Raw genomic sequence first — 3241 nt, 5'->3', positions numbered from 1 at the left:
ACGACTTCCAGGTCGAACGGGGGCAGGTTCGCGGCGGTACCATTGACGGCGGTCATCGTCAAGGACTCGGCCGCGTCCAGCACCTTGTGGGTGGCGTTCAGCGCGCCAAGGCTGGTCGGGGTATTCGCCGCGGGGAAAGCCGTGGTGGCATCGAAGGTCTTGGTCACGATGGTGTTCGTGCCGTCGGTCAGCGTAATCACGGCGGTGTTGTCGCCGTCGATTCCGGCGGCGTCATCTTTGCCCGTGATGCTGGCGCTCACCAGCGTGTAGTTGCAGCCGGTCGGAACGGTCAGCAGTTTGCGGGCCGTGATGTCGGCGCCGGCGTCGAGGTCTTCGACGTGGTAGACGAGGTGATGCGTCCCGAGCGCGGCGGAAGCATATTCCGAGGTTACTTCGCCGGCCTCGATGGCGTTGTCGACGGTGATCATGCTGCGGCCAATTTCGACGTACCCGATGGTACCGGCCAGCAGCTTGGGGGCGGCGCAGATGCCCGCGGGGGTGTTACCGGTGGCCACCTTGGTAAGTTTCTGGGCCGAGGCGTCCCAGTACAGGGTGTCACCGACTGCGAAGACTGCGTTGTTGACGGCCGTGCCGGACCATACCCCCTTAAGCGCCACCGAACCGTTGGCACCATTGGCGATGGCCTCGAGCGCGATGCCGATGCACGAAGTCAGAGGGATAACGGCGTGATACGCGATATCGGCGCCGCTGGAATTGGTGTAATCGATGGTGTCGCCCTTTTGAACATAATCCATTATTCTTTCTCCCTTCTCGTTTTATTTTGTCGAGTTACTGTCCAGCATTTTTGAACAGTCCGCGGAAGTCGAGCAGGTTAACGCCGACATCCAGATAAATCCGCCATTTCATGCCGAGTACCTCGAACGACACCTGGCTTTCCATGGTCGGCTCCTGGCGGCCGTTGAGGTAATCGACCTCGATGGTGTCGGCCATCCCGGGAGCGGAGGCCAAATACCAGGCCGTCAGGCTCTGCTCGGAGAGCAGCGGATCGGAAACAACCGAGAGTTTGTTGGCGAACGGGTTGGGCGTGGCGTTGTTCTTGGACGGGTCGACGACGGAGCTGATCAGCTGCGTAGCAAGGACCTCCAGGTCGCTCGGGACGATCAGGAAGGCCGGTTGAATATTGAGATATTCCTTGCCGCCGATGTTTTTCTGCTTAGCCATGGCCGCTTTAGCCTTGTCGAGCGATGCCACGCTGAGCGCCGCAGCAGCCCCGGCAAGATTCTTGTGGTCGGCATGGAACAAGGCGGCACCCTCGATGACCGGGTTGGCGGCGAAGATAGCGTAAACCATCTTATTGATCATCCGTCGCGCGGCGGCGCCATACTTCGCTGGGATTTTCGACAGAGCACCCAGGTCGTCATCGATCATCGCTCTGCGGGTAATCGAAAACGACCGACCGAAGGTGGCAATCGACTTGGTTACGCTGGCTTCCGTAATTTCGGAGTGCTTGAATTCACCCTGCTCCGTCATTTTTACCAGCTCGTCAGCCTCACTCAACCTGTAGGCCGTGGCGCCTTTGAAGTCGGAGTGCGACCCGGTGCCGGTCCAAAGTTGGAAGGTGGTCGGTACGGCCTGATAGGCCATTGCCATGGACTTATTGGCGGCGGCGGAGAGAATCCCGGGGAAAGCGCTGGCGCCGGTGAGTGCTTCGCGGATCAGGTCCTCGTCGTTGTCAAAACGCGCACGTTTCCCGGTGGCGCGCTCTACGCAGTCCTCGGCCAGCCTGAGCAAGCGAACGCCACGGAAGGCGTCGGCGCCGTCGGCCGGTTTCGCCACGACTATGCTGCCGCGCATCAGCAGACCGTCAACAGCTGCGGCCCGGAACTTGTCCGTCTCGTCCTGACCCATGCGGACGGTACCGGACGGACGATTCTGGGCCAGCCGTTCCAACACGGCCTTTCTAGCCGCATCGACGGTCGCCCCACTGACGATAAACTCGTCAGGCGCCAGATCAAAGCTCCGGCACAGGGCGGTGATCTCCGCCGTCCTGTTGCGCTCGGCGGTTACCGCATCAGCGGCTGCTCTCTGAGGATCGACGGCAGCGGGAGGTTGCTGGCTGCGGTCCTGATCGGTTGCGGGCGGGGTGACAGTGGTAACGATGGTTTCTTCCGGAGGCATATTGCGATCACTCCTTTTGTTGTTTTCTTTATCTGAGCGGCTTGTGCCGTCCTCAGCAGATCGACCGACGCCGACGTCGGCGTCGGCAGGGACAGAAACGATGGATATTTCGAGCGGGGTCCACTTGCGGGCAATCCAACAGGGGCCCTTAAACCGTCCACAGGACGAGAGCGTGTTGACCTCGACCTTCTCCCATTGCTGCACCGAGTAGCGGACGGAAACAGCTTTAAGGGTACCACCGACGACTTTTTGGAAATACTTATCGCTTTCCTCGTCGGCGTCAAAGCGGGCAATGCCCTCGCCGCGGCGACGCTCCGAAATAACTGCGGATTCGATTCCCCCGATCGGCATATCAGTGTTGTGGTTGAACAGCAATACGCCGATGTCGTTGATCCTGGTCAGATTGCACGCCCCGGGGGAATGGTCAAGAATCTCCACGTCGCCCCAGCGGACAACCTCCGTGGTTTCGCTGGAAAACGAAAGCGGCACCGTCCGTTTTTCAACGTCGATAGCCGCTCTTTCCAGGCTTATGCTTCGTTCAAGGTTCTGCGCCCACCTGGGCGCCGGGTTTTGTACCGGCGGCAATAGCCCCACCTCCTGTCATTGTTATTCCGTACTGCTCCTCCAGCTTTTTGATATAGACTTTTTCCTTGGCGATTTGCTCCAGGATTTCACGCCAGTCGTAGCCTACCCGTGCGCAGACATTGGCCAGACTGTCCTGGCCGGATTCGATCGCCTTGGTATTGGCCGTGATTTCCTTCACTGGGTCGATCCAGCTCCATCCCGGTTCAATCCAGGTGTGTCGCAGATATTTCTCCGGCTGCTGGAAGAAATCCGGAATTTTCAGCTCACCGGCCAGCACCCCTGCGGTAACTACGTCCCGATAAACCTTGGTCAGCATGTGGTCAATCAGCCACTGCTGCCAACAGGCGTACGTCTTCTGATCCTCCAGCAGGCCTTGCCTTGCGCTGGAGTAGTTGACCTCGGACATATCCCGGCTGGTGGCCTCGTAGCTTAACCCCTGCCCGGCGCCGATCAGCCGCTGGTGCATCGCGACGAATTCCTTGGCATTGGATGCCTGCCCGGTAGGGATAACCGCGCT

General features: G+C 59.7%; 3 protein-coding genes. All 3 read right to left on the bottom strand.

Annotated features, from left to right (window positions below):
• Window positions 1-755, bottom strand: a 755-nt coding sequence (locus tag RIN56_20540; protein MDR7869183.1) for a DUF2190 family protein, incomplete at its 3' end; no start/stop codon positions are given.
• Between the two features lie 34 nt (window positions 756-789).
• A complete protein-coding gene (locus tag RIN56_20535) occupies window positions 790-2724 on the bottom strand; it encodes a Mu-like prophage major head subunit gpT family protein (GenBank protein MDR7869182.1) in 1935 nt (644 codons plus the stop codon).
• On the bottom strand, window positions 2678-3241 hold a 564-nt coding region (locus tag RIN56_20530), incomplete at its 5' end, for a phage portal protein (protein ID MDR7869181.1). The genes RIN56_20535 and RIN56_20530, both read right to left, overlap by 47 nt.

The organism is Sporomusaceae bacterium, assembly GCA_031460455.1.
Taxonomy (GTDB): domain Bacteria; phylum Bacillota; class Negativicutes; order Sporomusales; family UBA7701; genus Anaeroselena.
The sequence above is the reverse complement of the archived record's forward strand: the minus strand, read 5'-3'. Positions and strand labels throughout refer to the sequence as shown.